Source organism: Tundrisphaera macrotermitis, from assembly GCF_051175315.1.
GTDB lineage: Bacteria > Planctomycetota > Planctomycetia > Isosphaerales > Isosphaeraceae > Tundrisphaera.
The window spans coordinates 2,944,720-2,966,009 of record NZ_CP195100.1 but is presented as its reverse complement, the minus strand read 5'-3'; the positions used below and the strand labels follow the sequence as shown (position 1 = coordinate 2,966,009).

Below are 21,290 nucleotides of genomic sequence, written 5' to 3'. Positions count from 1 at the left end.
AAAAAAAGCCCCGCGGATCGTCAATCCGACCCTGCGCCCCGCCGGATGCGATCCGGCGGGGCGGCCCGGGCGGGGGCTCAGTTGGCGGCCGGCTCGGCCATCAGGGCGCCGATGATGGCGTCCAGCTTGGGCTTGGCGGTGTAGCCCACCAGGGTCAGGCGGACCTTGCCGGTCCGGTCCAGGAACAGGGTGGTGGGGTAGCCCTGGAAGTCCGGGATCTTGCTCTCGGTCTTCTCGTCGTTGAGCACGCACTTGTAGGGGATCTTCTGCTCGGCGATGAAGGCCTTGACGGTCTTCTTGGCCTCGGCCTTGTCGTCCCCCTCGTTGCAGTTGATCCCGACGATCTCCAGCCCCTTGTCGTGCAGATCCTTGTACAGCTCGACGAAGTGGGGGATCTCCTTGCGGCACGGCGGGCACCAGGTGCCCCACACGTCGACGATCGTGACCTTGCCCTTGTAGTCGGCCAGCTTGACCGGCTTGTCGTCCATGTCGAGCAGCGAGAAGTCGAATGGGTAGGACTTGGACTCGGCCAGCTCCTTGGCGACGCTCTCCTTCATCGCCTTGAGCAGGCCGGCCTTCAGCTCGGCGTACTCGGGCAGGCCGCGGATCGACTCGAAGTCCGATTCGCCGTCGATCATGTCCGCGTCGTCCAGCCCGTCGTCGACCAGCTTCTTGATCAGGGCGACGGCCTCCTTGGGCTTGCCTTCCAGGGCCGCGGCGCGGGCTTCGCCGTAGGTGGACCGGGCCAGGAACATCTGCTCCTGCGGCTTGAGGTCCTTGTACACGTCGGCGAGCTTGTGGAGCACCTCGGACGAGCGGCGGAACAGGGCGATCCGCCCCGCCTTGTCCTTGACCGAGTCGGCGTGGAGCTGGGTCATCGCGCCCAGGATGAACAGCGACTCGCGATCCGAGGGGGACGCCGCCACGGCCTTCTCGGCCAGGGCGATCCCCTTGGTCATGTCGTTGTTGTCGGCGGCCTCCATCGCCTGCTTCAGAAGGGCCTTGGCCGACTTCTCGTCGGCGGGGGCCGCCTTGGCGGCCTGGGGCGGGGTCGGCTCGGCGCAGGCCAGCCCGATCATCAGGCCCATCATGGCGAACGGCGCGAACGGTCGAACTCTCATGGCGAACTCCATGGATGGCCCGACCGATCCTTTTCGCGGTCACGACGAGGTGGCGCGTCGGGCGGGCCGTTTCCCCCATCTTCCCGCGCCGGCCGCCGATTCGGCAAACCCAATCCGCCCCGGCCCGGCCCGGCCGGCCCGATTTCCCGACGGCGCAAGCCCCGACGGGGGGCCGGCCTCGGCCACTCGCGGGCGCGGATTCGCGCCGATGGCGACGGGCCGAGGGCGTCCCGGGATGGCGGCAGGTCCCCCGATCCGGGCCCGGAGGAGGGTCGGGAGGGGCGGTCGCGCGGGGCCGATCGTCGGGTCGGAGGGGAGGCGTCATGGCGTCGGGGACCGGCCCGGCCCCCCGATCGTCGCCGTCCGGGCCGCGTCGGTTGGGTTCGTTTCGCCCGGCGTCGCGGGGGCCATCGGCCTGGGCTCGAAGGCCCGCGTCGGGGCGACCCGGGCCGGGGCGGTGGCGCGGGGCCGGGGCTCCGGCCGGGCCGGGGGCGTCGCCGGCGGGGCGGCCGGGGCCGGGGGGGCGGCGTTGGGTTCGTTCCGCGCCTCGACCTCGTGGAACTCGCGCAGGGCGCGGAACAGCCCGCGCTCGGCGGCGGCCTCGTAACGACGCGCCAGCTGCCCCTCCCTGGACGGGTCGAACAGGGCGCGGTCGGCCGCCTCGGCGCGGTCGGCGGCTTCGTTTTCGTCGTCGATCAGGGGGCGAAGCTCGCGCAGGGCCTCCACCTCGGCGTCGATCAGGGCGGCCAGCTGCTCGCGGGCCCATTGCTTCCGCTTCTTGCTGTCGAGCCCGGCCCGCTGATCGGCGGTCATGCCGGAGAAGTCGCCCCGGATCGCCCGGAGGATCGGGTCGAACGGGGTCGGCGGGTGCATGCCGGGGTGCCGGCCGAGCAGGCGGTCGAGCTGTCGGTCGTCGTGCTCGTTCCAGGCGAGCTTGCCGGGCCGGGCCAGCTTCCCCCGGAGGACCTGCCAGGCCTCGGTCAGCCCGTCGATCCCCTCGGGCGTCTCCAGCATGCGGGTGACCGCGCGATCGGGGTCGATGTCCAGGATGACGCCGAGTTCGTTGACCTCGGCGCGGCGGGCCGCATCGCGCTGCTTCTGGGCGTCGCGGACCCGCCGGGCGGTCATGGCCGCGTCGTGCCGGCCGCATTTGTCGAGGCGGTGGGAGAAGACGGCGATCCGCCGCAGGAGGATCCGGCCCATCAGCCCGGAGGTTTCATCTCGGCGACGAGTTGGGCGGTCGCGGCGTCGACCCCGGCCTCCTCGTCGGGGGGCAGGACCACGCCGTCGCCGGCCAATCCGTGCTTGTAGGCGTTCCTCGACGAGATCCGCCGCCCCTCCGGGGTGGTCGGCCCGGTGCTCCGGCGGGCGTTGGCCCGGTTCGCGGCGAGGCGTGCGGGGCTGCAGGTCATGGCGGGCGGCTCCGGGAGGTCGTCGAGGTGCGGGCGGCTCCGGGGGTCGGGCCGGAGCATTCGTCCGACATATTCAGGATTCCGGGGGGGCCTTAAGCTGTGTTTTTCCCGAAATGGCGATTTTCTTCCGGAAAGCCGGCCCGGGAGGGCGTCCGCGATGGCGGCGGATCCGGCCGACGGGGGGAGATCGGCGGGATTCGGAGCGGGGCGGCAGTTGGACTCACCGAAATTTCCGATCCTGCCGATCCTAACGCAGACCGATCGACGGCCCTCGGGGGGAAGACCAATGAACAGGGTTCGATGGGGTTCACTCAAGGCGGCCGTCGCGTTATGGCTGCTCTGGCCCGCGCCCCCGGTCGGTGGACAGGAGCCGCCCGCGGCCGGGCCGGTCCCGGCGGATGTCGCGGAGTGGCGGCCCCGATCGTTCGCGGAGGTCGTGGGCGAGTCGTTGCTCGACCCGCTCCGGCCCGAGGCGTGGCGCCCGCTCGGCATCGGGTCTTTGCTGACCGAAGGCTGGGATGAGCCGTATGCACCGGCCCCCGGGGACGCGCCCCGGCAGACCTGGGTCGGCAGCGCCGACGGGGCGTTCTACCGGCTCTACGTCGCCTCGTATTCGTTCGCCCCGATCCCGGGGGGCGGCACCGCCTACAACGGCACGGCCATCCTGTTCAGCCCGCTCAGCCGCCGGTTCGAACTCGGCTGGTTCGTCCCCTTCGTGACCTCGGCCCCGGACGCCGCACGCCCGGCCGGCGGGCCCAACTGGACCGATTTCGGGGACCTGACCATCGCCCCGCGCATCCTTCTGGCTGAGGATCGCCGGTACACCGTGACCAGCAACCTGTTCGTCCGGCTGCCGACCGGCGACGGCCGCAACGGCAACGGGGCGGCCAGCCTGTCGCCCGACGTCGAGTTCTGGGCGAATCCGTTCGAACGCTGGGTCGTCCGGGGCGGGGCCGGCGTGACGGTCCCCACCAACTACACGCCCGCGTCCTCGGCGTTGCAGCGGTCCAACCCCTGGACCGGCTTCAACGCGTCGCCGAGCAGCTTCACGACCTTCGACGCCCGGCTGGCGGTGGGGCACTACCTGACCTCGGGCGATGCCCGCTTCTTCAAGAGCTTCGTGTACTACGCGGCGGCGAACCTGCACACCGAGCTGAGCGGGGGCGACGCCACCTACCTCAGCATCACGCCCGGTTTCCGGTTCGGCGTGGGCGGGGACTGGTACTTCCTCGGCGGCCTGGAAGTGCCGCTGGTCGGGGGGATGCCGTTCGACACGCAGACCACCTTCCAGCTCATCAAGAATTTCTGACGCGGCGGGATGCCGGGACGAGATGCCCGGGCCGGGCGGGGACGGCCCCCAAGGCGATGGCGGGGACCCAGGATCATGGCCGACGGCCCTTCGAACCGGTCGCGTTTGGTGATCGTCATCGTCGCCGCGATGGCCCTTCACCTGGTGCTCTTGCCGCTCATGGTCGCGATCGGCGTGGTGCTGTCGTTCTGCGTGGCCTCGGCGTTGGCCTGGATGTTGCCCGTGCCGATCGGCGAGTTGGGGTTGCTGATCCTGATCGGGCTGCTGTCCCTGGCGATCGAGATGGCCATGCTCTACCTTTACATCCCGCGGTTCGACAAGGCCTTCCGGAGAGCCCTGGGCGTCCCCGAGGATCGACCGGGCGGCGATGCCGCCGGTGCCGGCCGCACCGACTCCCCTCCGAGGCGTTGACGATGCGGGTCGGGATCCTGTCCGACACCCACGACAAGGTCGAGCGGACCCGCACCGCCGTCGAACTTCTGCGGTCGGAGGGGGCGGAGGCGCTGATCCATTGCGGCGACCTGACCACCCCGCCGATCGTGGAGATCCTGGCGTGCCTGCCCGCCTGGTTCGTGCTGGGGAACAACGATGAGGGCCGGGCCCCGCACCTGGAGCGGGCCGCCGCCGCGTCGGGCGTGGCGTGCCTGGGCCGGGGCGGCGTGATCGAGTTGGGCGGGGCGCGGCTGGGCGTGGCCCACGGCCACCTGGCCCGGGACCTCCGGCGCGTGCTGGCCGACCGGCCCGACTACCTGCTCACCGGGCATTCGCACGTCGCCTCGGACGGCATGGCCGGGTCGGTGCGGCGGATCAACCCCGGGGCGCTGCACCGGGCCTCCGCGTTCACGGTCGCCCTGCTGGACACCGAGGGCGGGGACCTCCGCTTCCTCCACGTGCCGAAGTAGGCCGCGATCGCCCGGGAGCGACCGGGCCGGGGCCGCCCGCCGCTAGCGTTCCCGGGCGTCCAGGAGGTGGATCCAGTGGTGCGTGCCCGTGGAATTGGTCACGATCCCGATCTTCCACCCGAACGCGGCGAACCGCTCGTGGAGGCGCTCGTCGACGATCTCCAGGGTGGTCGGCTTCCTGCCGAGGGCCGCGTCGAACTCGGTGCGATATTCGAGGTAGGACGGCAGGCCGACGTAGAGGTGGTCGCCCACGTAGTCTTCCAGGGCGAGTTCCACCTCGTCCAGCAGGGCGCGGATCGCCCGTTCCATCTGCAGGTTGGCCCGGCCCGCGTTCCGGGACAGGGCCTCATCCGGCGTGAGCGGCATGGCTGACACCCAGGGTTGGTGGTGGGGAGAGGATCGGGCGGCGAGGCCCGGGCGTTCGGGCCGCATCGCGAGGCGCGGCGTCGCGGCCGGCACCGGCGGGGGCGCGGCGGCCCCGGGCCACGGCGATCGTACCATCCCCGGACCCATCCGGCAACATCCCAATCTCAATCGATCTCATCTTCATCCCTCGATCATTCGGCGAGGAATACGGACGGCGCCACCCCGAAATGATCGGCCAGCGTCTTCGAGTGGTCGGTGGTCGGCCTCCGGGTGCCGTTCAGGAACGCCGAGATGGTCGACTGGGCGATCCCCACGACGCGGGAGAATTCTCGCTGGCTCATGCCGCTGGATTCGATGAGAAGCTTGAGCACATCCCGGGCCGGGGCATCCGGGAAACGTTCGTTCTGGCCTTCATAGGATTCGATGAGATCGGCCAGGGCATCCAGATACGCCTCGGCCCCTTCGTCCATATCCTGGCTCAACAGGTCATCGAGGAGGGCCTGGGCTTCCGCCAGGTGGGCGTCGTCCCGGATTCGCGTCAGCGGGAACGACTGCACCATCCGGAAATAGGTTGCGGGCAGGGCGATGGGCATTTCAAGCTCCCCTCGGCGGCGGTTGGTGACATCGGCAGGACTCGACCCACCTGGCCTTGTCGTATTCTCCGTGGTCCATCACCCTGAGGATGTAGAGCCGCCCCTTGTCGAAGTTTACCCTGGCGATGAGTCGGAAGCGGTTGTTGCCCACGTCGAAGACGACGCAGTTCCCCACCCGGTCGGCCGATCCGAAGGTCTGCGTCAGTTGTCCCCAGTTCGACCAGGCCGCCCCCCGGGCGATCTTCTCCCAGGCCAGGAGGGATCGCATGGCCAGGGCCGAGTCGTCCTTCCGCGACTCCCAGAACTGCCGCAGTCGAGCACGCGAAATGACTCGCATCCCTCCACGGTAATCGCAATCTGCGATCGCGGCAATCCGGCCATGTCGCCCCATGGGCGGGGCGCCACCTCGGCGGCTTGCCCGGATTCAGGCGGGTTCGTCGACGATCGGACGATCGGCGGCGGGATGTGGCGTCCGGGCGCGTCGGCTTGACATGCGATCCGGGCCGATCCGATAATTCAGGTCCCGACAACCGGGGCGAGGCCGCGCGGATTGCGCGTCGGCATGGCCGATCCTGGTCGCCCCCCTGCCCCGAATACCCCGAGACGAGTCGCCCCGCGATGCTCAAATCCGCCGCCCGCCCGACGACGCTGGAACTCCTGGAAGAGATCCTGGCCGAGCGGATCATGATCCTCGACGGGGCGATGGGGACCGTGATCCAGACGTATGGGCTGGAGGAGGACGACTTTCGGGGCGAGCGGTTCAAGGACCACCCCAGTCCGCTCAAGGGGAACAACGACCTCCTGTCGATCACCCGGCCCGACGTGATCGCCGAGATCCACCGCGCCTACCTCGACGCCGGCGCGGACATCATCGAGACCAACACGTTCAACTCGAACCCGATCTCGATGCACGTCTACGGCCTATCGGCCCACGCCCGCGAGATGAGCCGGGCGTCCGCCGCCCTGGCCCGCCGCGTGGCCGACGAGGTCACGGCCCTGAACCCGGACAAGCCCCGGTTCGTCGCCGGCTCGATCGGGCCGACGGACAAGGCGGCGTCCACCGCCACCGACGTGGCCGACCCGTCCTACCGCAACGTCACGTTCGACGAGCTGGCCGATTCCTATTATGTCCAGGTGGAAGGGCTGGTCGAGGGCGGGGTGGACATCCTGTTCCCGGAGACCAGCTTCGACACCCTGAACATGAAGGCGTGCCTGTTCGCCATCGCCCGGTTCTTCCAGGACACGGGCAAGACCCTGCCGGTGATGGTGTCCGGCACGATCATCGACAAGGCCGGGCGGACCCTGTCCGGGCAGACGATCGAGGCGTTCTGGCACTCGGTGTCGCACTTCCCGCTCCTGAGCGTCGGGATCAACTGCGCGCTGGGGGCCAACGAGATGCGGCCCAACGTCGAGGCGCTGGCCGGCGTGGCGACGTCGCACATCAACATCCACCCCAACGCCGGGATGCCCGACGGGTTCGGCAACTTCGACAACACGCCCGAGGAGATGGCCGAGATCATCGCCGAGTTCGCCCAGAACGGCTGGGTGAACATCGTCGGCGGGTGCTGCGGCACGAACCCCAACTACATCCGCCAGATCGCCGCCGCCGTGGAGGGGATCGTCCCCCGCAGGCGGCCCGCGCCGACCGGCTACAGCAGCTTCAGCGGGATGGAGCCGCTGACGATCCGCCCCGAGACCAACTTCATCATGGTCGGCGAGCGGACCAACATCACCGGCTCCAAGAAGTTCGCCCGCCTGATCCGCGAGGGGAACTACGAGGCGGCCGTGGCCGTGGCCCGCGACCAGGTCGAAGGGGGCGCCAACATCCTCGACGTCAACATGGACGAGGGGATGATCGACGGCCCGGCGGCCATGACCAAGTTCCTCAACATGATCGCCGCCGACCCCGGCATCGCCCGCATCCCGGTGATGATCGACAGCTCCGACTGGAAGGTCATCGAGGCCGGCCTGAAGTGCGTCCAGGGCAAGTCGATCGTCAACTCGATCAGCCTCAAGGACGGCGTCGACAAGTTCCTGGAAAGGGCCCGGCTGGCCCGGCAGTATGGCGCCGCGGTGGTGGTCATGGCGTTCGTGGCCGACGGGGTCATCCCCGGGATGCCCGAGGGGCAGGCCGTGACCAAGGACGACAAGGTCGCCATCTGCGACCTGTCCTACCGCCTGCTGACCGAGGAGGTCGGCTTCCACCCGTCGGACATCATCTTCGACACCAACATCCTCACCGTCGGCACCGGGATCGAGGAGCACAACAACTACGCGGTCGAGTTCATCGAGGCCGTCCGCGAGCTGAAGAAGCGGTTCCCGGAGAGCAAGACCAGCGGCGGCGTGAGCAACGTGTCGTTCAGCTATCGCGGCAACGACACCGTCCGCGAGGCGATGAACGCGGCGTTCCTGTACCACGCGATCAACGCCGGGCTGTCGATGGGGATCGTCAACCCGGGCCAGCTCGAAGTCTACGACGAGATCCCCAAGGACCTGCTGGAACGGGTCGAGGACGTCCTGCTCAACCGCCGCCCGGACGCCGCCGACCGCCTGACCGAGTTCGCCGAGACGGTGAAGAAGAAGGGCAAGAAGTCCGCCGCCGCCGAGAGCACCGCCTGGCGCGAGGCCAGCGTCGAGGAACGTCTCAAGCACGCGCTGGTCACCGGCACGGTGGACCACATCGACGAGGACGTGGAGGAGGCCCGCCAGAAGTACGGCCGCGCCCTGCACATCATCGAAGGCCCGCTGATGGACGGCATGAACGTGGTCGGCGACCTGTTCGGCGCCGGCAAGATGTTCCTGCCGCAAGTCGTCAAGAGCGCCCGGGTGATGAAGAAGGCGGTCGCCTACCTCCAGCCGTTCATGGAGGCGGAAAAAGTCGCCGCCGGCGGCGAGGGGGGCGAGCACAAGGCCCGCGGCAAGGTGCTGATGGCCACCGTGAAGGGGGACGTCCACGACATCGGCAAGAACATCGTCGGCGTCGTCCTCGGCTGCAACGACTACGAGATCATCGACATCGGCGTGATGGTGCCCGCCGACAAGATCCTCAGCGCCGCCCGCGAGCACGACGTGGACATGATCGGCCTGTCCGGCCTGATCACCCCGTCGCTCGACGAGATGGCCCACGTCGCCAAGGAGATGAAGCGCGAGGGGTTCACCGTGCCCCTGCTGGTCGGCGGGGCCACCACCAGCGCCAAGCACACGGCGGTGAAGATCGCCCCGCACTACGACGGACCGGTCGTCCACGTCAAGGACGCCTCGCGGAGCGTCGGGGTGGTCGACCGCCTCAACCGCCCCGAGACCCGGCCCGAGATCGAGCGCGAGAACCGCGAGGCCCAAGAGCGCGAGCGGGTCGCCTTCGGACGCAAGATCAAGCGGAAGCTCGTCCCCTACGAGGAGGCCTACCGCCGCCGGTTCGCCACCGACTGGGCCAAGGCCGAGATCGCCGTCCCCGAATTCGTCGGCACCAAGGTCCTGAGCGACTACCCCCTAACCGACCTGCTCCCCTACATCGACTGGTCGCCGTTCTTCAACGCCTGGGAGCTGAAGGGGAAGTACCCGGCGATCTTCCAGGACCCGTTCGTGGGCGAGGTGGCGAAGGAGCTGTTCGCCGACGCCAGCAAGCTCATGGACCGGATCATCGGCGAGAAGCTGTTCCAGGCCAACGCCGTCTACGGCTTCTTCCCGGCCAACTCCGACGGCGACGACATCGTCCTGTATGAGGATGAATCGCGCGAGGTGGAAAAGTGCCGGATCCACACCCTCCGCCAGCAGTGGGAGCGCGAGGGGCAGCGGGACTTCCGCAGCCTCGCCGACTACATCGCGCCGATCGACTCGGGGCGGGCCGACTACCTGGGCGCCTTCGCCCTGACCACCGGCGCCGGGGCCGACGAGCTGGCCAAGGAGTTCGAGGCCGACGGCGACGACCCCTCGGCGATCATGGCCAAGGCCCTGGCCGACCGCCTCGCCGAGGCGTTCGCCGAGAAGCTGCACCAGACGGTGCGCCAGCAGTGGGGCTACGGCCGGTCCGAGGGGCTCTCCAACGACGAGCTGATCGACGAGAAGTATCGCGGCATCCGCCCGGCCCCGGGCTACCCCGCCTGCCCGGACCACACCGAGAAGACGACCATCTGGAGCCTGCTGGACGTCGAGAAGGCGACCGGCATCTGGCTCACCGAGAGCCTGGCCATGCACCCCGCCGCGTCGGTCAGCGGCCTCTACTTCGCCCACCCGCAGAGCCGCTACTTCGCCGTCGACATGCTGACCCGGGACCAGATCGAGGCCTACGCCGCCCGCAAGAAGCAGCCCGTCGCCGAGGTCGAGCGCTGGCTGGCGCCGAACCTGGGGTATGACCGCGCCTGAGCGGTCGGGCGAAATCCGGGGGGACGGGGCGAAATCGGGCCGGAATCCATTCGGCCCCGATCTCGCCTCGTCCTATAATTGGGAAAAGGGCGCAATTCCGCCCCGACCCGATCGACCCCGAACCGAGGCACATCATGGTCCGCCACCTGCGCATCGCCTCGGCCCTCCTCGTGGGCGGCCTCATGACCGCCCACGTCGGGGCCCAGTCCCCCGCACCGACATCGACCCCGCCCCCCGCGCCGGCCCGGACGCCGGCCCCGGACCCGGGCGATCCCTCCTCGCTGTTCCCGCCGATCCCGACCGACCCGTCGCAGCCGGGCTATCACGCGGGGGCCCACAGGACGATCCTCCGGCACAACCCGATCCCGCAGCGGTCCTCCTACCGCTCGTCCGAGACGCAGTCCCAGCAGGGTTCGGCGCGGTTCTCGAACCCGGGCGGCGTCGGCCGCTACTCGGAATACTACGACCAGCGGACCCTGGACGCCCCGGCCGACTACCACGCCAACCCGGTCGCCAAGTTCGACAGCGGCGGCGGCCCCAGCCGCTCCGAACAGATCGCGGCCCAGCAGGTCGGCAACCAGAGGGCCCGCAACATCCAGGACCACATCGACGCCTATGGCCGGCCGATCGGCTTCGGCTACGGGATCGGCTTCGCGGGCGGGATGGGCTACGCCTTCCCGTATTGATCGCGGCTTCGCCGATCCTTCGTTCCTGACGAGACTTACCACATCCTGCCCCGGCAGGATGTTTTCTTTTCGCGACATCGGCGGGCGAATCCGCCGGCCCCGCTTCGGGTCATTGAATCCGAACTGCGATGATCGGGAACTCCTCCAGGCAAACTCCCAATGCCATCGGCATGAGCAGTCCCGGGGACGATCCCGACCCTGGCCGGAAGAGTGCCCCGAATGACGGACATCCAGCTCCTCGATGATTTCATCCATCGGAAAGATGGGGCGTCCTTCGATGCCCTGGTGACCCGCCACGGCCCGCGCGTGATCCGGGTCTGTCGGGAGGTCTTGACCGAGCCCGACGACATCGAGGATGCCTACCAGGCGACCTTCCTGGTCCTGGTGCAGAAGGCCCCGGCGATCCGCGACCCCGGGGCGCTGGGGAACTGGCTGCACGGGGTCGCCCACCGCGTCTCGCTCCGGCTCCGCCGCGACCAGGCGCGGCGGCGGAAGCACGAAGGGCTCCGGGCCAGGATGGCCCCGGCTCCCGGAGACGGGCCCCGCCCCTGGGACGACCTCGGGAAGACGGTCCGCGAGGAGCTGGATACCCTGCCCGAGGCGTATCGCATCCCCCTGGAGCTGTGCTACCTCCGGGGCCAGAGCCATGAGCAGGCGGCTACGGCCCTGGGATGGCCGCTCGGGACCCTGAAGACCCGGATCCTCCGGGGCCGCCGGAGGCTCCAGGACCTCCTGGATCGGCGCGGGATCTCCGTGGGCGTGGGGTTGTTGTGGCTGCTCTGGCCGGGGCGGGAGGCGGCGCAATCCGCCACGGCCGGGCCCGTCGACGAGCCCTCCCTCCCGCCCCCGCCAGGCCCGAAATCCGGGGTCGCCCGCGAGGCCGGAAGCCCCTCACGGCCTTCGCCGTGGGCCACGCGACTCGGGGCACCGGTGTCGTTGGCCCTGGCACAACCCCTCTGGGCCATCCTGGTCGGGCTGGTGGCCGTGCTGATCATCACCCAGCTCCTTGGCTTCTTCGCCCAGACCGACCCGACCTGCACCTGAACCTCTGCCTGACGAGATCCGGACGCCTCGGATCGATCCCGAGAGCACACATCGCTTTCCGCCATCGGCGACGGTCGTCCCCCGCAAAATCGAATCCCTCCTGAATCCAAGATCGAGGGTTGGGGAAGCACCTCCCGCAAACCCAACCGGGCCGGCCGAGTGCCCCCGGGAATGACCCCACGGATCGGGCGAATCCGGGCGGCGGGGCGGGATCGTTGCTTCCTCAGGATCCGGGAGACGGCATCATGTTCGGACAGAGATGGGGCACCGCCCTCGCGCGGAGTCGTCGCGATCTGCTCAAGGGGCTCGGGCTCGGGACGCTCGGCGTGGCGGGGGCGGCCCTGGTGCCGGGGACGGCCGAGGCCCAGCGGGGGGGGCTGGACGTGGCCGTCCTCAACTTCGCGCTCAACCTCGAATACCTCGAGGCGGAATACTACAACCTCGCCGTTTACGGGACGTCGATCTCGCAGATGGGCATCGGCGTGACCGGCGTGAACACGGGGGCGGGCAACCCCGGCGCGATCACCGCCAAGGCCAACCCCAAGGTGCCGTTCCAGACCCCGTTGATCGAGCAATATGCCCGGGAGATCGCGTCCGACGAGCTGAAGCACGTCGCGTTCCTCCGGTCCGCGCTGGGGGCGGCCGCCGTCGCCCGGCCGGCCATCGACCTGCAGAACAGCTTCAACGCCGCCGCCTCGGCCGCCGGCATCGGGGCGAGCTTCGACCCGTTCGCCGACGAGGTGAGCTTCCTGCTCGGCGCCTTCATCTTCGAGGACGTGGGCGTGACCGCCTACAAGGGGGCGGCCCGCCTCCTGGCCAACAAGGACTTCCTGGAGGCCGCCGCCGGCATCCTGGCCGTGGAGGCCTACCACGCCGGCGAGGTCCGCACCGTGCTCGCGAGCCTGAGCCAGAACAACCCCGCGATCGCCGACATCGTCCAGAAGATTTCCGACCTCCGCGACGCCGCCGACGGCGCGGGCGACCAGGACCAGGGCATCTTGCAGGGCGGCAGCATCAACATCGTGCCGACCGACGACAACGCCATCGCATACAGTCGCACCGCCCAGCAGGTGCTGAACATCGTCTATCTCAACGGCAACGGGGCCCCGGGCGGCTTCTTCCCGGCCGGCCTGAACGGCGCCATCCGCTGATCCGGCCCGATCCCACACCGCCGCGCCCTTTCCGGGCGCGGCCATTCCTCCACCCGGGAGTCCCCCCGATCATGCGCCATCCCCTCGCATCCCTGGCGGCCGTCCTGTCCCTGGGCCTGCTGACCGCCGGCACCGCCTCGGCCGAATTCGCCTACGCGATCGGCGACGGCGGGGCGTCGCTGATCCGCTTCGACACCGGCAGCCCCGGGTCCGCGTCCCGCGTCGGCTTCTTCCAATCCGGCCTGTTCCTGGACGCCATCGACTTCCGCACCGCCACCGGCCAGCTGTACGGCTACAGCGACCTCGCCGACAGCTATTACACCGTGAACCTTTCGACCGGGGCCCTCACCCGGGTCGGCGGCGGCACCGGGGCGACGGCGACCAACACCTTCTCGCTGGGCATGGACTTCAACCCGACCATCGACCGGCTGCGGGTGGTGACGGAGAGCGCCCAGAACATCGTGTTCAACCCCAACGACGCGACCTCCACGGCGGCCACCGGCCTGTTCTACGCCGCGGGCGACCCCGGCGCGGACCCGGCCAAGGGGCCGTTGATCATCGATAACGCTTACACCAACAACTTCGCCGGGGCCAACGCGACCGTCCAGTATGGCCTGGACCACGACCGGAACACCCTGGTCACCATCGCCAACAACGCCGGCACGCTGACCACGGTCGCCCAGATCCGGGTCAACAACGTCGTGCTCGACTTCAACGAGCTGGCGGGGCTGGACATCACCACGACCAACGGCGTGAACTCGGCCTTCGCCGTGCTGACCGCCAACGGGTCGACCGGCCTCTACGCGATCAACCTGGCCACCGGCGCGGCGACCTCGCAGGGGTCGTTCGGCTCGCAATTCGGCAACGTGTACGGCCTGGCCATCGCCCCGAGTGCCGTCCCCGAGCCGGCCTCGCTGGCGATGGTGGCCGTCGGGCTCGCGGGGGCGGGCCTGCTCGGGCTGCGTCGGCGGACGTCGCGAAACGCCGCCTGATCGATCGGGGATCGCCCGGCGTTTCATCCATCCGTCCTCGCCGGGCGACCCTTGCGATCCTCGAACGTCGGGCTATCCTGGGGGTCTTCCACCGACCCCCGGAGCCCGATGCGATGCGGCGATTCTTCGTCTGGACGGCCCTCCTCGCCTGCCCCGCGCCGGCGTTTGCCCAGCCCGCACCGCAGGCCCCGCGCCTGCTGGAGGTGCGGCGGATCTGGGACCAGGCCCCGCACAACGCCTTCACCGACCTGATCCGCTACCAGGACCGCTGGTTCTGCGCCTTCCGCGAGGGGAAGACGCACGTCGCCCCCGACGGGGCCCTGCGGGTGCTGACGTCCGAGGATGGCAAGGCCTGGGCCTCGGCGGCGCGGATCGAGTCCGCGACCTCCGACCTCCGCGACGCTAAGCTGAGCATCCACCCCGACGGCCGCCTGATGCTCCTGGCGGCGGCGGCCCTCCGCCCGCCCGACGTCGGCAAGCACCAGACGCTCGTGTGGTTCTCCCGCGACGGCAAGGACTGGGGCCAGGCCACGCCGATCGGCGAGCGGGATGTGTGGCTCTGGCGGATCGCCTGGCACGACGGGGCCGCCTACGGCGTGGGCTATGGCACCGGCGCCGGCGCCGCCCGGTTCGCCCGGCTCTATCGCAGCGCGGACGGTGTCCGTTACGACACGCTGGTGCCGACCCTGTTCGACCGGGGCTTCCCCAACGAGTCGGCCCTGCTCTTCCGCCCGGACGGGTCGGCCCTGTGCCTGCTCCGCCGCGACGGCAAGGAGGCGAGCGGCCAGCTCGGCCGGTCCCGCCCCCCCTACACCGACTGGACCTGGACCGACCTGGGCGTGCGGTTCGGCGGCCCCGCGATGCTGGCCCTGCCCGACGGCCGGATCGTGGCCGGCGTCCGGCTCCACGACGGCAAGGTCCGCACCGCCCTGTGCTGGCTCGACCCCGAGTCCGGCAAGCTCGCCGAGTTCCTCCCCCTCCCCTCGGGCGGCGACACCAGCTACCCCGGCCTGGCCTGGCACGACGGCAAGCTCTGGGTGTCGTACTACTCGTCCCACGAGGGGAAGGCGAACATCTACCTGGCGGAAGTCGAGGTGCCCACGCCCTGACCTCCGCATCAAGGATCAACGCTTGCGGTTCCGGCGATTCGACCGGGGCCCGGGCGGCGTCGAGGGGCTCGCCTTGCCGGCGGCGTCGGCGTTGCCGGTGGGGCTGGTCTTCTCGGAGGCGGTGAGTTCCGCCTTGACCTCCTTGAGGGTCCAGCCGATCCGGTCGGCGCCGGCGGCCTTGAGGTAGTCGGCCGTCTGGGTGGTGTCGCCGGACTGGCCCCAGCGGGCCACCGTGATCTGGACGTCGGGGAACTTCGCCTTGATCGCCCGGCAGATGTCGGCCGACTGCGACAGCCCGCCCGGCGACAGGGCGGTGAGGCAGACCGCGACGGTCTTGCGGGTGCTGGCCTCCTTCTCGATCGCCTCGGCGAGCAACTCCGGGGTGGCCACGATCACCTCGGCGCCGGCCGGCTCCAGGGCGTCGCGGAGCATGTCCAGGGCCAGGACGTCGGCCTGCCCCTTCACGGCACAGCCCAGGACCCGGAGGGTGGGGGCCGGGGCGGTCGGCGAGGCGGGACGCCGGCTCATCATCTTGACCATCTCGCCGGTCACGTCGTAGATCGACCGCTCCTGCTCTTCCGTCAAGTCGCGCTGCTCGCGGTCGGTCTTGGCCTGGGCCAGCGCCGGCAGGATCACGTCGTCATACACGTCGTCGGCGGTCCGGTCCCTGGCGTAGTCCTTGAGCATGATCGCCGCCTCGTCGTAGTCGCGGGCGAGCAGGCGGTCGTAATAGCGGGTGGCCTGGTCGAAGTTCGACTCGTCCCCCAGCAGGAGGCTCAGGAATTTGAGCGACGGGATGTGCTTGCCCAGCACCACCAGGCAGACCGTCAAGGGCGTGGCCAGCAGCAGCCCGACCGAGCCCCAGAGCCACGCCCAGAACACCGCCGCGATCAGCAGGGCGACCGGCGAGACCCCGGTCCCGTGGCTGAACAGCAGGGGCTCGACCACGTTGGCCATCAGCAGGTCGAGCGCGACGTAGAGGCCGAGGATCAGGAACGGCTGGGTCCACCCCGGCGACAGGGCGACGCTCAGGAGGATCGGTCCGAGGGCCGACAGCCAGATCCCGACATACGGGAGGAACCGGAGGAGCGTGGTCAACAGCCCCCACAGCGGGGCATAGGGCACGCCCATCAGCGCCAGGCCGACGCCCACCCCGACGCCGACCACGGCGTTGGTCCCCAGCTGCAGGAGCAGGTATTGCCCGACGCGGCGGCCGGCGTCCTCCAGGGCCCGCGTGGTCCCGGTCATCTGGGTCCGGCCGACGAGGCCGAGCAGGCGGTCGCGCAGCGACTCGCGCTGGGCCAGGAAGAAGGTGGTCAGCACCAGCACCAGGAAGGTGGTGGCCAACGTCTCGACGATCGGCTGGGCCACGGTCGGGAGCCACGAGAGCCCGGACGATCCGGGGGGCTTGACCTCGACCGGGGTCGGGACGTCGCCGGTCGCCTTCTCCTTCCTCTTCTCGACGTCGGGCTTCGCCCCGAAGTTTTCGAGCTGTTCCAGCCCCTCGGCGAGCTTGTAGAGCGGGTCCAGCTTGCGGTCGAGGTTCTCCCGATGTTTGGGGATCTCGGCCGCCAGGGACCGGAACTGGGCGCCCGCCACCCAGGCGGCCGTCCCCATCAGGGCCAGCGACCCGATCATGACGATCGGCACGGAGACGTATCGCTTCAGGCCGGCCCGTTCTTCCAGGAAGTCGGCCGGGCCGGACAGGGCGAACGCGAGCAGGACCGCCAGCGCGACCGGCACCAGGACGACCTGCATCGAGTGGAGGATGATGACGATCAGGACCAGCAAGGCCAGGCGATAGAACGGCTTCTGGACGCGCTCCAGGCTCGTCGCCGAGGGGATCGCGGACGGGGACTCGGTCATGAAGGGCCTCGGGATGCGGCGGAGGGGCCCCGGCGATCCTCGCGCGGGCGGACCGCCGAGGATCGTCGGGGCGGACGATTCCGGGCACCCACACGCAATCCTCGGGCCGTCCAACCCTTAGCGCGAACCCCGCCCGATCATCGGCGGAACCAGGACGCGGGGGGCGCGACCAGCTCGATGGTGATCGGCCCCGGCGTGTCGGCGCGGAGGCCGATGAACGGGACCGGGTCGGCCTCCAGCGTGATCGGCTCGATCACGGCCGGCGGGGTGGCCCGGAGGCGGGGCGTGTGGTGGTAGCGGAGGACGACCAGGCCGTCGGGGCCGGGCTTCGCGTCGCGGACGACCAGGCGGCCGGGCCGGGCTTCCACGGCGGCCGTGCCCCGGATCGTCGCCCCCTCGAACCCGATCACCCGGCCGATCAGCACCGGTCCGCTTTCGTCCACGATCCGGATCAGGTCGGGGTTGGCCCGGCAGAACCGGACGGCGTCGCGGCTCCAGCAGGCGATCGCGGAGGGGCGATAGAGCCGGGCGTAGCGTTCGAAATGCTCGCGGCTCCAGTCCTTCGACCCGAAGATCTTCCCCTCGCCGAATTGGGTGAAATTCGACTTCAGGGCCATGTGGAGGTAGGGGCCGCCGATCACCTCGACCCCCGCCAGCCAGGGGAGCAGGGCGCTGTAGTGCCGGCCGTCGAAGGGGTCCGCGCCCAGCCCGGATTCCTCGTACAGGAGGCGTTCCCCGGGCGCGACGTGGCGGCGGATCGAATCGACCATGGCCAGGGCCCCGGGGTGCGGGCTGTTGGAGAGGACCGGGGACGGGGTGAAGAGGCGCGTCCGGGCCGAGTGATCGATCGACGGGCCGACGACGCGGACGCCGATCATCACCGCGAGCGCCGCGACCGCGACGTCCAGCCGCCCCCGCGCCGGGTCGCGGAGCCGGGCGAGGATCTCGACCAGCCCGATCCCGGAGGCGATGCACCCGGCCGTGAAGCAGGCATACGTGTGCCGGCCGGGCTGGAACTCGTCGAGCGACCGGAACATGCCGGCCGGATAGCCCCAGAGGAAGCCGATCAGGAGGAACCCGCCCAGGGCCGCCGCGACCACCGGGCGGCGCCGGGCCAGGGTCATCACGCCGACGGCGCCCAGCCCGAGCAGGATCGGGTCGATCGGCCCTTCCGACCAGAAGATCTCCGCGACCCTCCGCCAGAACGGCTCGGTGTGGACGAACGGGGCGATGCCGGCCGGCCCCTTGGTCTCCAGCAGGGCGAATCCCGGCAGATACCAGAAGGCGTTGACCAGGAGGATCACCGGCACCATCCCCCACAGGCCCAGGTGCCGCGCGATCGGCAGGGGCCGGCCCGAGCGATGCCCTCGGACCGCCGCCACGGCGTAGGCCAGCAGCCCCGCCGGGCCCACCAGCATGGGGCTGGTCAGGTGGCAGAGGAACACCAACGAGCAGGCGGCGCAGGCACCGGCCCAGCGGCCGAACCCGCCCCGATCCAGGTAGGCCGCCAGCGAGGCCACGGCCACCAGCCCGGCCGGCACCGAGATCACGTAGGGCAGCATCCCCAGTTCCGCATACCCGATCGGCGGGCCGGTCCAGAAGTAGGCCAGGAACAGGAGGGCGGACACCGCCACGGCCGCCGGGCGGGCCCCCATCAGGGCCGCGGCCAGGGCCACCAGCGAGATCGCCCCCCCGCCCAGGATCAGGACGCCGAGCTTGTAGGACAGGGCCGGGCCCCCCGGCAGGCACAGCATCCCCAGCCCGGTGAGCGTCGTCGACGGCCCGGACAGGACGCTCATGGCATACCCGCCCATGAAGCTCGGGTCGTACCCGGCCGTCGTCCCCGTCTGCCGGAGGAATTCGCGGGCGGTGATCCCGTGGTGGAACTGGAAGCCGTGGTCGTGCATCAGCGGCGGCCAGTCGGACCGGATCCCGGCCGTCTTCCCCAGCGCCAGCCAGATCGCGGCGACGTGGATCAGGCCGATCGCCGCCGCCGCGGCGATGGCGAACCATCCGGGGAGGGCCGAAGGGGGACCCGCCGGGCGGGCCGGGGCGGCCCGGGGCGCGGGTGCGGGGTCCGGGGCGGGGCCCGGCGCGTCGATCTCGTAGGAATCGGTGGCCATCGGTCGAGTCCGAGAGGGGGGACGGGCGGCCGGCCGAGATCGGGCCGCCTCCGCCCCCTTATAGCCCGGCCCGGGCCGGCCCGCAACGCGGTCAATCCTCCTCGACCCCCGCCCGCGAGCGGGCCCAGCGATCGACGATCGCCTGCTGGACCTGGGGCGGGACCGGCTCGTGGGCGAGGAACTCCATGGCGAAGCTACCCTGCCCGGCCGTCAGGCTCTTGAGGTCGGTGCCGTAGCGGAGCACCTCCGCCAGGGGGACCGTGGCCCGGATCACCTGCTGCTGGCCGCTCAGGGTATCCATGCCGGTGATGTGCCCGCGTCGGGTGGCGAGGTCGGCGGCGAGGTCGCCGAACTTGTCGAGCGGGGCCGCCACCTCCAGCGCCACGACCGGCTCCAGCAGGACCGGCCGGGCCGCCGCGAACGCCTTGCGGAAGGCCGCCGCCCCGGCCGTCTTGAACGCCGCCTCGGAGCTGTCCACCGCGTGGTGCGAGCCGAAGAAGACCTCGACCTCCACGTCCACGGCCGGGTTGCCGGAGATGACCCCCTTCTCCAGCTGCTCCCGCACCCCCTTCTCGATCGCCGGGATGAACTGGTTGGGGATCACCCCCCCCTTGGTCGCGTCGATGAACGAGAACCCCTCGCCCCGGGCGCGGGGCCGGACCCGGAGCTGGACGTCGGCGAACTGGCCCCGGCCGCCGGTCTGCTTCTTGTGGCGGTGGTGGGCCTCGGCCTCGCCGGCGATCGTCTCCAGGTAGGCGACCTGGGGGATGTGGGTGTCGATGTCGATCTTGTACCGGGACTTGAGCCGGTTGCGGATCACGTCGAGGTGCAGTTCGCTCATGCCCGAGATCACCAGCTCGTGGGTCTGGGCGTCGCGCCGGACCTGGAAGGTGGGGTCCTCGTCGGCGATCCGGGCCAGGCCGGCGGCGATCTTGGGCTCGTCCTCGCGGGCCCGGGGGTCCACGGCGCGGGGGACCATCGGCGTGGGGAAGTGGATCGGGTCGAGCGCGATGTGGGCCGCGTGGCCGTTGCCGTTGCCGTTGCCCCCGGACAGGGCGGTCACGGTGTCGGAGATGTGGAGGTCCTCGCACTTGGGCACGGCCACGATGTCGCCGGCGATCGCCTCCTTGACCTCCTCCTGGGCCTTGCCCTGGAGCCGATACAGGTGGCCGGGCTTGCTGCTCTTGCCGGTGCGGAGGTTGACCAGGGTGGTATCGTGGGTGATCCGGCCGGAGTGGATCCGCAGGACGCTGAGCTTGCCCACGAACAGGTCATTCGTCGTCTTGAAGACCTGGGCCACCAGCTCGCCGTCCTCCAACGGCTCCAGCTCGACCTCGTCTTCGTCCGCCCCGCGATGGCCGAAGCGGTGCAGCTCCTCGGGCGTCAGGCTGATCTCGGCGAGCAGGTCGAGCAGCTCGCGGACGCCGATCTCCTTGCGGGCGGAGACGCAGGCGACGGGCACGAGCATGCCGGTGGCCACCGCGCGGTGCGCGGCCTCGCGGAGCAGCTGGGGCTCGATCGCCTCCCCCTCCAGGTAGAGGGCCATCAGCTCCTCGTCGGTCTCGACGATCTGCTCGACGAGCATCTGGTAGGCGTCGGCCGGCGACATCGGGCAGTCTTCGCACTCGGCCCCGTCGGGCGGGTCGAGCACGTCCACGACGCCCCGGTACGTCCGCCCTTCGCCGATGGGGACGAAGAACGGGACGCAGCGCGGGCCGAACGCCTCGCGGATCGCATCCAGGGTGCGGAGGAAGTCGGCGGAATCCGCGTCCATCTTGGTGATGGCGATCAGGCCGCCGAGCCGGAGCCGGGTGGCCTCCTGCTCGATCCGCCGGGTCTGGGCCTCGACCCCGGCGGTGGCCGAGACGGCCAGGACCACGTTCTCGACGGCGGCCAGGGCCTCCAGGGCGTGGCCGATGAAGTCGGGATAGCCGGGCGAGTCGAGCAGGTGGACCTGCCGGCCGGCCCACTCGCAGTGGAGCGGGTGGCAGTCGATGGTGAAGTGCCGGCGCCGCTCCTCATCCTCGGCGTCGGTCGGACTCGTGCCGTCGTCGACCGAGCCCCGGCGATCGATGGCCCCGGCGGCGAACAGGAGGGCGTCGGCCAAACTGGTCTTGCCCGACGCCCCGTGTCCGGCCAGGGCAATGTTGCGGATATCGGCGATGTGATAGGTCGTGGTCATGCGTCGGCCTCCCAAGGGGTGAGCTTGGTGAATCCGCGACTGACCGGCGAGGGGGCGCGTGGCACCTGTTCG

General features: G+C 70.5%; 18 protein-coding genes. 9 read left to right on the top strand and 9 right to left on the bottom strand.

What is annotated here, in order from left to right; translation table 11 throughout:
• Window positions 1–77 precede the first annotated feature (77 nt).
• From TA3x_RS11840 to TA3x_RS11830, 3 genes are all read right to left on the bottom strand, one after another.
• On the bottom strand, window positions 78–1,121 hold the full coding sequence (locus TA3x_RS11840) for a TlpA family protein disulfide reductase (RefSeq protein ID WP_435021426.1): 1,044 nt from the start codon (window positions 1,119–1,121) through the stop codon (window positions 78–80).
• A gap of 321 nt (window positions 1,122–1,442) precedes the next feature.
• Window positions 1,443–2,324 carry a hypothetical protein gene (locus TA3x_RS11835; RefSeq protein ID WP_435021424.1) on the bottom strand — a complete coding sequence of 294 codons (882 nt, stop codon included), beginning with the start codon at window positions 2,322–2,324 and terminating at the stop codon, window positions 1,443–1,445.
• On the bottom strand, window positions 2,324–2,533 hold the full coding sequence (locus TA3x_RS11830; protein ID WP_435021422.1) for a hypothetical protein: 210 nt from the start codon (window positions 2,531–2,533) through the stop codon (window positions 2,324–2,326). The genes TA3x_RS11835 and TA3x_RS11830 overlap by 1 nt, the downstream gene beginning before the upstream one ends.
• A gap of 286 nt (window positions 2,534–2,819) precedes the next feature.
• On the opposite strand from TA3x_RS11830, the gene TA3x_RS11825 reads away from it, so the two are divergent.
• From TA3x_RS11825 to TA3x_RS11815, 3 genes are all read left to right on the top strand, one after another.
• Window positions 2,820–3,842, top strand: a complete 1,023-nt coding sequence (locus TA3x_RS11825) for a transporter (protein ID WP_435021420.1) — start codon at window positions 2,820–2,822, stop codon at window positions 3,840–3,842.
• Window positions 3,843–3,917: 75 nt separating this feature from the next.
• Window positions 3,918–4,253, top strand: coding sequence for a hypothetical protein (locus tag TA3x_RS11820; RefSeq protein ID WP_435021418.1), 336 nt, complete (start codon window positions 3,918–3,920; stop codon window positions 4,251–4,253).
• A gap of 2 nt (window positions 4,254–4,255) precedes the next feature.
• The gene (locus TA3x_RS11815; RefSeq protein WP_435021416.1) at window positions 4,256–4,744 is read left to right on the top strand and encodes a metallophosphoesterase family protein; all 489 of its coding nucleotides are present in this window, start codon (window positions 4,256–4,258) and stop codon (window positions 4,742–4,744) included.
• 42 nt (window positions 4,745–4,786) lie between these two features.
• On the opposite strand, the gene TA3x_RS11810 is transcribed toward TA3x_RS11815, so the two are convergent.
• From TA3x_RS11810 to TA3x_RS11800, 3 genes are read right to left on the bottom strand one after another with little or no spacing between them, the layout of a single operon-like run.
• Entirely contained in the window at window positions 4,787–5,245 is a 459-nt protein-coding gene (locus tag TA3x_RS11810) for a hypothetical protein (protein WP_435021414.1), read from the bottom strand.
• A 56-nt stretch (window positions 5,246–5,301) separates the two neighbouring features.
• Window positions 5,302–5,703 carry a helix-turn-helix domain-containing protein gene (locus tag TA3x_RS11805; protein ID WP_435021413.1) on the bottom strand — a complete coding sequence of 134 codons (402 nt, stop codon included), beginning with the start codon at window positions 5,701–5,703 and terminating at the stop codon, window positions 5,302–5,304.
• Window position 5,704: 1 nt separating this feature from the next.
• Window positions 5,705–6,040 (bottom strand): type II toxin-antitoxin system HigB family toxin, encoded by a 336-nt coding sequence (locus TA3x_RS11800; protein WP_435021411.1) that lies wholly within the window; start codon window positions 6,038–6,040, stop codon window positions 5,705–5,707.
• Window positions 6,041–6,321: 281 nt separating this feature from the next.
• Between TA3x_RS11800 and metH the strand changes: the two genes are divergently transcribed.
• The 6 genes from metH to TA3x_RS11770 all read left to right on the top strand — a co-directional run bounded on the left by metH (window position 6,322) and on the right by TA3x_RS11770 (window position 15,047).
• Window positions 6,322–10,065, top strand: a complete 3,744-nt coding sequence (gene metH, locus TA3x_RS11795; RefSeq protein ID WP_435021409.1) for a methionine synthase — start codon at window positions 6,322–6,324, stop codon at window positions 10,063–10,065.
• Between the two features lie 134 nt (window positions 10,066–10,199).
• Window positions 10,200–10,751: a hypothetical protein gene (locus TA3x_RS11790; RefSeq protein WP_435021407.1), complete on the top strand. Its 552-nt coding sequence runs from the start codon at window positions 10,200–10,202 to the stop codon at window positions 10,749–10,751.
• 219 nt (window positions 10,752–10,970) lie between these two features.
• Window positions 10,971–11,795, top strand: coding sequence for an RNA polymerase sigma factor (locus tag TA3x_RS11785; protein WP_435021406.1), 825 nt, complete (start codon window positions 10,971–10,973; stop codon window positions 11,793–11,795).
• Between the two features lie 245 nt (window positions 11,796–12,040).
• Entirely contained in the window at window positions 12,041–12,946 is a 906-nt protein-coding gene (locus tag TA3x_RS11780; protein WP_435021404.1) for a ferritin-like domain-containing protein, read from the top strand.
• A 71-nt stretch (window positions 12,947–13,017) separates the two neighbouring features.
• Window positions 13,018–13,938: a DUF4394 domain-containing protein gene (locus TA3x_RS11775; protein ID WP_435021402.1), complete on the top strand. Its 921-nt coding sequence runs from the start codon at window positions 13,018–13,020 to the stop codon at window positions 13,936–13,938.
• A 113-nt stretch (window positions 13,939–14,051) separates the two neighbouring features.
• Window positions 14,052–15,047, top strand: a complete 996-nt coding sequence (locus TA3x_RS11770) for an exo-alpha-sialidase (RefSeq protein ID WP_435021400.1) — start codon at window positions 14,052–14,054, stop codon at window positions 15,045–15,047.
• Between the two features lie 15 nt (window positions 15,048–15,062).
• On the opposite strand, the gene TA3x_RS11765 is transcribed toward TA3x_RS11770, so the two are convergent.
• The 3 genes from TA3x_RS11765 to fusA form a co-directional block, all read right to left on the bottom strand.
• Complete coding sequence (locus tag TA3x_RS11765) at window positions 15,063–16,913, bottom strand: AI-2E family transporter (protein ID WP_435021398.1); 1,851 nt, start codon at window positions 16,911–16,913, stop codon at window positions 15,063–15,065.
• A 137-nt stretch (window positions 16,914–17,050) separates the two neighbouring features.
• Window positions 17,051–19,036 (bottom strand): hypothetical protein, encoded by a 1,986-nt coding sequence (locus tag TA3x_RS11760; protein ID WP_435021396.1) that lies wholly within the window; start codon window positions 19,034–19,036, stop codon window positions 17,051–17,053.
• Between the two features lie 91 nt (window positions 19,037–19,127).
• Complete coding sequence (gene fusA / locus TA3x_RS11755) at window positions 19,128–21,218, bottom strand: elongation factor G (protein WP_435021394.1); 2,091 nt, start codon at window positions 21,216–21,218, stop codon at window positions 19,128–19,130.
• Between the last annotated feature and the right edge of the window lie 72 nt (window positions 21,219–21,290).

Excerpts from the sequence above, each read along its gene's own strand:
- TA3x_RS11840 (WP_435021426.1), bottom strand. The coding sequence starts at position 1,121 with ATGAGAGTTCGACCGTTCGCGCCGTTCGCCATGATGGGCCTGATGATC.
- TA3x_RS11835 (WP_435021424.1), bottom strand. The coding sequence starts at position 2,324 with ATGGGCCGGATCCTCCTGCGGCGGATCGCCGTCTTCTCCCACCGCCTC.
- TA3x_RS11830 (WP_435021422.1), bottom strand. The coding sequence starts at position 2,533 with ATGACCTGCAGCCCCGCACGCCTCGCCGCGAACCGGGCCAACGCCCGC.
- TA3x_RS11825 (WP_435021420.1), top strand. The coding sequence starts at position 2,820 with ATGAACAGGGTTCGATGGGGTTCACTCAAGGCGGCCGTCGCGTTATGG.
- TA3x_RS11820 (WP_435021418.1), top strand. The coding sequence starts at position 3,918 with ATGGCCGACGGCCCTTCGAACCGGTCGCGTTTGGTGATCGTCATCGTC.
- TA3x_RS11815 (WP_435021416.1), top strand. The coding sequence starts at position 4,256 with ATGCGGGTCGGGATCCTGTCCGACACCCACGACAAGGTCGAGCGGACC.
- TA3x_RS11810 (WP_435021414.1), bottom strand. The coding sequence starts at position 5,245 with ATGGTACGATCGCCGTGGCCCGGGGCCGCCGCGCCCCCGCCGGTGCCG.
- TA3x_RS11805 (WP_435021413.1), bottom strand. The coding sequence starts at position 5,703 with ATGCCCATCGCCCTGCCCGCAACCTATTTCCGGATGGTGCAGTCGTTC.
- TA3x_RS11800 (WP_435021411.1), bottom strand. The coding sequence starts at position 6,040 with ATGCGAGTCATTTCGCGTGCTCGACTGCGGCAGTTCTGGGAGTCGCGG.
- metH (WP_435021409.1), top strand. The coding sequence starts at position 6,322 with ATGCTCAAATCCGCCGCCCGCCCGACGACGCTGGAACTCCTGGAAGAG.
- TA3x_RS11790 (WP_435021407.1), top strand. The coding sequence starts at position 10,200 with ATGGTCCGCCACCTGCGCATCGCCTCGGCCCTCCTCGTGGGCGGCCTC.
- TA3x_RS11785 (WP_435021406.1), top strand. The coding sequence starts at position 10,971 with ATGACGGACATCCAGCTCCTCGATGATTTCATCCATCGGAAAGATGGG.
- TA3x_RS11780 (WP_435021404.1), top strand. The coding sequence starts at position 12,041 with ATGTTCGGACAGAGATGGGGCACCGCCCTCGCGCGGAGTCGTCGCGAT.
- TA3x_RS11775 (WP_435021402.1), top strand. The coding sequence starts at position 13,018 with ATGCGCCATCCCCTCGCATCCCTGGCGGCCGTCCTGTCCCTGGGCCTG.
- TA3x_RS11770 (WP_435021400.1), top strand. The coding sequence starts at position 14,052 with ATGCGGCGATTCTTCGTCTGGACGGCCCTCCTCGCCTGCCCCGCGCCG.
- TA3x_RS11765 (WP_435021398.1), bottom strand. The coding sequence starts at position 16,913 with ATGACCGAGTCCCCGTCCGCGATCCCCTCGGCGACGAGCCTGGAGCGC.
- TA3x_RS11760 (WP_435021396.1), bottom strand. The coding sequence starts at position 19,036 with ATGGCCACCGATTCCTACGAGATCGACGCGCCGGGCCCCGCCCCGGAC.
- fusA (WP_435021394.1), bottom strand. The coding sequence starts at position 21,218 with ATGACCACGACCTATCACATCGCCGATATCCGCAACATTGCCCTGGCC.